The organism is Zongyangia sp. (assembly GCF_965361945.1).
Genome location: NZ_CBDTOK010000134.1, coordinates 1 through 6534, shown reverse-complemented (window position 1 = coordinate 6534; position 6534 = coordinate 1). Strand labels below are relative to the sequence as shown.

Annotated in this window: 7 protein-coding genes; all 7 read left to right on the top strand. The window is 57.6% G+C overall.

Annotated elements, in window-relative coordinates; genetic code table 11:
• The first annotated feature begins 28 nt into the window (after positions 1–28).
• The 7 genes from ACZ25G_RS08760 (at position 29) to ACZ25G_RS08730 (ending at position 6153) form a co-directional block, all read left to right on the top strand.
• A complete protein-coding gene (locus ACZ25G_RS08760) occupies positions 29–574 on the top strand; it encodes an NUDIX domain-containing protein (protein ID WP_191482936.1) in 546 nt (181 codons plus the stop codon).
• Between the two features lie 72 nt (positions 575–646).
• Entirely contained in the window at positions 647–790 is a 144-nt protein-coding gene (locus tag ACZ25G_RS08755; protein ID WP_463682179.1) for a hypothetical protein, read from the top strand.
• A gap of 354 nt (positions 791–1144) precedes the next feature.
• Entirely contained in the window at positions 1145–1642 is a 498-nt protein-coding gene (locus ACZ25G_RS08750) for an NAD(P)H-dependent oxidoreductase subunit E (protein ID WP_191482935.1), read from the top strand.
• A 3-nt stretch (positions 1643–1645) separates the two neighbouring features.
• Positions 1646–2206, top strand: a complete 561-nt coding sequence (locus ACZ25G_RS08745; RefSeq protein WP_191482934.1) for an ATP-binding protein — start codon at positions 1646–1648, stop codon at positions 2204–2206.
• Complete coding sequence (locus ACZ25G_RS08740; RefSeq protein WP_463682178.1) at positions 2203–2583, top strand: (2Fe-2S) ferredoxin domain-containing protein; 381 nt, start codon at positions 2203–2205, stop codon at positions 2581–2583. Before ACZ25G_RS08745 ends, ACZ25G_RS08740 begins: the two co-directional genes overlap by 4 nt.
• A gap of 18 nt (positions 2584–2601) precedes the next feature.
• On the top strand, positions 2602–4392 hold the full coding sequence (gene nuoF / locus ACZ25G_RS08735; protein WP_191510374.1) for an NADH-quinone oxidoreductase subunit NuoF: 1791 nt from the start codon (positions 2602–2604) through the stop codon (positions 4390–4392).
• A gap of 21 nt (positions 4393–4413) precedes the next feature.
• On the top strand, positions 4414–6153 hold the full coding sequence (locus ACZ25G_RS08730; RefSeq protein WP_342682374.1) for an NADH-dependent [FeFe] hydrogenase, group A6: 1740 nt from the start codon (positions 4414–4416) through the stop codon (positions 6151–6153).
• The last annotated feature ends 381 nt before the right edge of the window (positions 6154–6534 follow it).

The window sequence follows — 6534 nt, the reverse complement described above, 5'->3', positions numbered from 1 at the left end:
GCGGCGACTCGCCGCAAGGAGGAATATGATGAAAAATTTATATGAAGAAACCATCTCCAGTGAAATGATATATAAAGGAAAGGTCGTCAACCTGCGCCGGGATAAGGCCCGGCTCCAGAACGGGTCGGAGGTAACCCGGGAGGTGGTGGAGCATCCCGGCGGCGTGGCGGTGGCTGCCTTTGTAGGCGATGACCTGCTCATGGTGCGCCAGTTCCGCTACGCTCCGAAGAAGGTGCTGCTGGAGATCCCCGCCGGGAAGCTCAACTACGGGGAGGATCCCCTCCACTGCGGCAGGCGGGAGCTGGAGGAGGAAACCGGCTACCAGGCCGATGAGTTCATCTCCCTGGGAAAGATGCTCCCTACCTGCGCCTATGACGAGGAGGTCATCCATATGTACCTGGCGCGGGGCCTCCACAAGACCCATCAGCACCTGGATGAGGACGAGTTTTTGGATGTGGAGCCCATCCCCTTCCAAAAGCTGGTGGACATGGTGCTGGCAAACGAAATCGAGGACGGCAAAACCCAGATCATGATCCTGAAACTGAAGCTGCTCAAGGATATGGGGAAACTGTAAGACAGATAAAGAGGGCTTTCATGTATAAAAACAAAGGGCGGGAGGGTTTCCCATAACCTATGCGGTACAAAGGTGAAATACTACCGGAAACGGCTGCCAGGCCATCCCTCCCAGAATGCTTTTGCAAAAATGGCCCAGCTGGAGGGGCTGGATATCGACAAAAATGTCATCCAGCGGGCGGAAAGGGGCGGCCCTTTGTCACCGATATTGATATGAAGCTCTGCTCGATGATGAATAAAGGACGGCTTTGGCCGTCCTTTTTTTGTTCTGCGCTGGGGTCGTGTAAACATTCATAGGCGCCCTTCTTCCAGGGTCTGGAAACCGAAGGCGGCCGGCCCTTGGAAACACCACAAAAAAGGTATACCTTTCATGGATTTGTGGGGAAATCTTCCTGGTTTTTGTCTATTTTCCATAGAATTTCGACCGGAGTTTGTGGGGGCGCCATATGGATTTTTATGAACCCCTATGATATAATTTTCATAATGCACCGGGTCTGCCTAAGGGGTTTGGGCCCTTTATCGTTAGGATTTTAACAAACCCGGCTACATCCGCTAAGGAGGTTAAACTTATATGGCTAAAAGCAATACGTCTGTTCCATTTAAGGGGACAAAAGAGCAGGAAGCCCAGCTGATGCAGGTCATCGCCGACCACAAAGAGCAGCCGGGCGCCCTGATGCCTGTGCTCCAGCAGGCCCAGGAAATCTACGGCTATCTTCCCTTGGAAGTCCAGGAGATGATCTCCCTGGGCCTGGATATCCCCCTGGAGGAGGTTTACGGCGTCGTCACCTTCTATTCCCAGTTCTCCCTGTATCCCAAGGGCCAGTACAAGATTTCTGTATGTCTTGGCACCGCCTGCTACGTCAAGGGTTCCGGCGACATCTATGACAAGCTCAGCCGCAGCCTCGGCATCAAAGGCGGAGAATGCACCCCGGACGGCAAGTTCTCCCTGGAGGCCTGCCGGTGCATCGGCGCCTGCGGCCTGGCTCCTGTCATGACCATCAACGACGACGTTTATGGCAGGCTGTCTGTGGACGAAATCGAAGGCATCCTGGCAAAATATCAGGACTAAGCCATGCAGGAATTGTCCTTAAACGTACTTGACATCGCCCAGAATTCGGTGGTGGCCAAGGCCACCCTCATCCGCATTGGGGTGGAGGAGGACACGGCGTCCCACCGGATGGTCATCACCATTGCCGACAACGGCTGCGGCATGGATGAGGAGACGGTGCGCCGGGTCATGGACCCTTTCTACACCACCCGCACCACCCGGAAGGTGGGGCTGGGCATCCCCTTTTACTCCATGCAGGCCAAGATGACCGGCGGCGACTTTTCCATCCAGTCCAAGGTGGGCGAGGGCACCACAGTGACCGCCGCCTTTGTGACAGACCACATCGACTGCCTGCCTTTAGGGGACATCAACGCCACCGTGGTCTCCCTGATCCAGTGCAACCCGGACATCGACTTTGTCTTTGCCCGGCGGATCGATGACCGGGAATTTGAGATGGACACCCGGGTTTTCCGGGAAGTATTGGAGGGGGTCCCCCTGAACACCCCCGAGGTCATCGCCTATATCGGCGAATATCTGGCCGAACAAACACAAATGATCCAAGGCGAAAGGAAGGAAGCTGAATGAAAAGCTTAGCTGAGCTCAAAGCAATCAGAGATAGAATGCAGAACACCGTCGGCCTGCGCAAAGAAGACGCCGACGAGCAGGCCACCCGCGTGGTCGTGGGCATGGCCACCTGCGGCATCGCAGCCGGCGCCCGTCCGGTACTGGCCGCCTTTACCGACGAGGTTGCCAAGCGCAACCTGCACCATGTCATGGTCACCCAGACCGGCTGCATCGGCATCTGCCAGTACGAGCCTGTGGTGGAAATCATGGAGCCGGGCAAAGAAAAGGTCACCTATGTAAAGATGACCCCGGAGAAAGCGGTCCGGGTGGTCAACGACCATCTGGTCAACGGCAATGTGGTTACCGAGTACACCATCGGCGCCAGCGCCAAGGCATAAGAAGAAGGAGGAAATCAAATGTTTCGTTCTCATGTACTGGTCTGCGGCGGTACCGGCTGTACTTCCTCAGGCTCCGAGCAGATTGTTGCGACCCTGGAAAAGGAAATCGAGCGCAACGGTCTGAAAGATGAAGTCAAGGTCATCAAAACGGGATGCTTCGGCCTGTGCGCTTTAGGTCCCATTATGATCGTCTATCCCGAGGGCTCCTTCTACAGCATGGTCAAGCCCGAGGATATCCCCGAAATCGTCACCGAGCATCTGCTCAAGGGCCGTATTGTCAAACGCCTGCTCTATCAGGAGACGGTCCAGGACGACGACACCATCGAATCCCTCAACAACACCAATTTCTATAAAAAGCAGCACCGTGTAGCCCTGCGCAACTGCGGTGTCATCAACCCCGAGAATATCGACGAATACATCGGCATGGACGGCTACCAGGCGCTGGGCAAGGTCCTCACCGAGATGACCCCGGAGCAGGTCATCCAGGTCATCCTGGACTCCGGCCTGAGAGGCCGGGGCGGCGCTGGTTTCCCCACCGGCCGGAAATGGTCCTTTGCCAGAGCTTCGGTCAACGAGCAGAAATACGTCTGCTGTAACGCCGACGAGGGCGACCCCGGCGCGTTCATGGACCGTTCCGTTCTGGAAGGCGATCCCCATGCGGTTATCGAGGCTATGGCCATCGCCGGCTATGCCATCGGCGCCAACCAGGGTTACATCTATGTCCGGGCCGAGTACCCCATCGCCGTCAAGCGGCTGCAGATCGCCATTGACCAGGCCAGAGAATACGGGCTTTTGGGCAAGAACATCTTTGACACCGGCTTTGACTTCAACCTGGAGCTTCGTCTGGGCGCCGGCGCGTTCGTCTGCGGCGAGGAAACCGCGCTGATGACCTCCATTGAAGGCCACCGCGGCGAGCCCAGATGCCGTCCTCCCTTCCCGGCGGTCAAGGGCCTGTTCGGCAAGCCCACCGTCCTCAACAACGTTGAAACCTACGCTAACATTCCCCAGATCATCCTCAACGGCCCCGAATGGTTCGCCTCTATGGGCACCGAGAAGTCCAAGGGAACCAAGGTCTTCGCCCTGGGCGGCAAGATCAACAACACCGGCCTGGTGGAAGTCCCCATGGGCACCACCCTCAGAGAGATCGTCGAGGAGATCGGCGGCGGTATCCCGGGCGGCAAGAAGTTTAAAGCGGCCCAGACCGGCGGTCCTTCCGGCGGATGTATCCCGGCTGAGCATATTGATATTCCCATCGACTACGACAACCTGCTCTCCATCGGCTCCATGATGGGTTCCGGCGGCCTCATCGTCATGGACGAGGACACCTGTATGGTGGATATCGCCAAGTTCTTCCTGGAGTTTACTGTAGATGAGTCCTGCGGCAAATGTACCCCCTGCCGTGTGGGTACCAAACGGCTCTTAGAGATGCTGGATAAGATCACCAAGGGCAACGCTACCCTGGAGGATCTGGACAAACTGGAAGAGCTGTGCCACTACATCAAAGAAAACGCCCTGTGCGGCCTGGGCCAGACAGCGCCCAACCCGGTGCTCTCCACCCTCCACTATTTCCGGGATGAGTATGTCTCCCACATCGTGGACAAGAAATGTCCGGCCGGCGTCTGCAAGGCCCTCTTGAGCTACGAGATCGATCCCGCCAAGTGCAAAGGCTGTACTCTGTGCTCCAGAATCTGCCCGGCGTCCGCTATTTCCGGCGAGGTCAAGAAAGTACATACCATCGACAAACAGAAGTGCGTCAAGTGCGGCGCTTGTATGGAAAAATGCCGCTTCGGTGCAATCGTCAAGAAGTAAGAAAAGGAGTGTACCCAACCCATGGAGAATGTAAATATTAAAATCAACGGTATGCCCCTGTCCGTGCCCCAGGGCTCTACCATTCTTGAGGCTGCACGGTATGCGGGTATCCATATCCCCACCCTTTGCTATCTGAAGGATATCAACCAGATCGGCGCCTGCCGGATCTGTATGGTAGAGGTCAAAGGCGCCAGAAGCCTGGTGGCCTCCTGTGTCTACCCGGTCAACGAGGGGATGGAGATCTTCACCAACACCCCCAAGGTCCTGGAGTCCCGGAAGATGACCTTGGAGCTGATCCTCTCCACCCACAATAAGAAATGTCTTTCCTGCGTCCGCTCCGGCGACTGCGAGCTGCAGCGTCTCTCCAAGGAGTTCGGATGCGATGAAAACTACTTTATGGGCGAAAACGAGGTCTATCCCATCGATGACTCCGCGGCCCATATGGTGCGCGACAACTCCAAGTGCGTCCTCTGCCGCCGCTGCTCCGCCGCCTGCGCCAACCTGCAGGATATCGCGGTCATCGGCCCCAACGAGCGGGGATTCAAGACCCATATCGGATGCGCCTTTGAGAACAAGCTGGCCGACGTGGCCTGCATCTCCTGCGGACAGTGCATCGTAGCCTGCCCCACCGGCGCTTTGTATGAAAAAGACCAGACCGCCGATGTTTGGAAAGCCCTGGCTGATCCTTCCAAGACGGTCATTGTCAATACCGCTCCCTCCATCCGGGTCACCCTGGGCGAGAGCTTCGGCATGCCGGTAGGCACCAACGTCAAGGGCAAGATGGTAGCCGCTCTCCGGCGGCTGGGCTTTGCCGGCGTCTTTGACTGCGACGTAGGCGCTGACCTGACCATCATCGAGGAGGCAAACGAGCTCATCGAGCGGGTCCAGAACGGCGGAACCCTCCCCATGATTACCTCCTGCTCCCCCGGCTGGGTCAAATACTGTGAGCATTACTTCCCCGAGTTCATCCCCAACCTGTCCTCCTGCAAATCTCCCCAGCAGATGTTCGGCGCTGTGGCCAAGACCTGGTATGCAGAGAAGATGGGCATCGATCCCAAGGACCTGGTGGTTGTCTCCATCATGCCCTGTACCGCCAAGAAGTTTGAAACCGGCCGTGACAACGAGAGCGCCGCAGGCGTTCCCGATGTAGATATTGCCCTGACCACCCGGGAGCTGGCCCGGATGATTCAGCGGGCGGGCCTGGATTTTGCCAACCTGCCTGACGAGGACTTTGACGCGCCTCTGGGCATCACCACCGGCGCCGGCGCCATCTTCGGAGCCACCGGCGGCGTTATGGAAGCTGCCCTGCGCACCGCTGTGGAGAAACTCACCGGCGAAGAGCTCCAGAAGCTGGAGTTCACCGAGGTCCGCGGCACCGCTGGCATCAAAGAGGCTTCCTACAATGTAGGCGGCATGGATGTGAAGGTGGCTGTTGCCTCCGGCATCAAGAACGCCAGAAAGCTGCTGGAAAGCGTTCGGGACGGCAAGGCGGATTATCAGTTTATCGAGATCATGGCCTGCCCCGGCGGCTGTGTCAACGGCGGCGGCCAGCCCACCCAGCCGGCTTCTGTCCGCAACAATGTGGATCTCAAGGGCCTGCGTGCGGCAGCCCTCTATGCTGAGGATGAAAACCTGCCTCTGCGCAAATCCCACGAGAGCCCGGTTTGCAAGGTGCTCTATGACGAGTACTTCGGCCAGCCCGGCAGCCACAAAGCCCACGAAGTGCTTCATACTTCCTATGTCAAACGCGACAGATTCTAAGCCATATAGAAAAGTTTAACCAAGAAAAGGGCCGGTCCATATGGACCGGCCCTTTTCCAGCCCTAGCGGGCGGCAAGACGCGCTCCTGCGGAGGGCATGACGCGCCTTTGGTTTTATTGGTGACATTGCCGCGTTGCACGCGTTTTTGTCTCCAACGATGCTACAGCGCGACATGGGAGCGGGCACTGCCCGCCCGGCGGTAGCTGGGCCCCTACCGGGGCGGGATGACGCGCCCCAAGTTATATTTGCGACATTGCCGCGTTGCACGCGTTTTTGTCTCCAACGATGCTACAGCGCGACTTGGGAGCGGCGACTCGCCGCCCGCGTTGCACGCAACTATGTTGCGATTGACACCACAGCGCGATATCCTCCACCGGAAGG

What these genes read in the sequence shown, in the direction of transcription:
- ACZ25G_RS08740 (WP_463682178.1), top strand. Translation starts at nt 2,203, where the DNA reads ATGAAAAGCTTAGCTGAGCTCAAAGCAATCAGAGATAGAATGCAGAAC.
- ACZ25G_RS08750 (WP_191482935.1), top strand. Translation starts at nt 1,145, where the DNA reads ATGGCTAAAAGCAATACGTCTGTTCCATTTAAGGGGACAAAAGAGCAG.
- nuoF (WP_191510374.1), top strand. Translation starts at nt 2,602, where the DNA reads ATGTTTCGTTCTCATGTACTGGTCTGCGGCGGTACCGGCTGTACTTCC.
- ACZ25G_RS08745 (WP_191482934.1), top strand. Translation starts at nt 1,646, where the DNA reads ATGCAGGAATTGTCCTTAAACGTACTTGACATCGCCCAGAATTCGGTG.
- ACZ25G_RS08730 (WP_342682374.1), top strand. Translation starts at nt 4,414, where the DNA reads ATGGAGAATGTAAATATTAAAATCAACGGTATGCCCCTGTCCGTGCCC.
- ACZ25G_RS08760 (WP_191482936.1), top strand. Translation starts at nt 29, where the DNA reads ATGAAAAATTTATATGAAGAAACCATCTCCAGTGAAATGATATATAAA.